1 protein-coding gene is annotated in these 692 nt (G+C 66.8%); it reads left to right on the top strand.

Going from position 1 to position 692, the window contains the following annotated elements; genetic code table 11:
- Positions 1 to 683, top strand: a 683-nt coding sequence (locus AAHG03_RS27040; RefSeq protein WP_342154969.1) for a carbohydrate porin, incomplete at its 5' end; no start/stop codon positions are given.
- Positions 684 to 692 lie beyond the last annotated feature (9 nt).

The raw sequence follows: 692 nt of genomic DNA, 5'->3' as shown, positions 1-692 counted from the left end.
CGGGTGCGCTGGTGATGACCGAGATCGGCACCAAGACCACCTACGCCACCACCGCCTATCCCGGCCGCGTCTCGCTCACCGGCTTCGTCAACACCGCCGACCACGACGACAACTTCAAGACCGTGTTCGGCACCTCGAAGGGCCTCAACCCGGGTGACCCGGTGCTGCAGAAGTCCGGCACGTCCGGCATCGTGCTCACCGGTGCGCAGACGGTGTGGCGGGCGGACGGCGGCCTGATCACCAAGGGCGACCTCAACCTGCACCCGACCGCGGTCTCGTTCTACACCGGCACCGGCTACGCCTTCGATCCGACCATCCCGATCCGCTTCAACTCGTTCTTCGGCGTGCTCTTGGAAGCCCCCGACCAGAGCCGGCCGAACGACACCTACGGCCTCAAGGTCAACTGGCAGCGCCTCAACGAGAACTACACCCAGTTCCTGGCGGACGCGAACTTCATCTCCGGCGGCTCCGGCGCGCCTTACTCTCGCGACAAGCTGATCTTCGAGGCCAACGCGCATCTCGACATCGGCAAGGGCGTGATCCTCGAGCCCGTGGTCCAGTACGTCGTCAACCCGAACTCGTTCTGGAACCCCTACACGGCCCGCCGCGCCAAGGACGGCTTCTACGGCGGCTTCACCCTCGTCGTGCCGCTCGGCACCCTGCTCGGCCTCGCGCCGGGCTGACGGGCTCAC

Origin of the sequence: Methylorubrum subtropicum (assembly GCF_038442325.1) — a bacterium.
GTDB classification, from domain to species: domain Bacteria; phylum Pseudomonadota; class Alphaproteobacteria; order Rhizobiales; family Beijerinckiaceae; genus Methylobacterium; species Methylobacterium subtropicum.
Note: the sequence above shows the minus strand (reverse complement) of the source record. Positions and strands in the feature narration are given on the sequence as shown.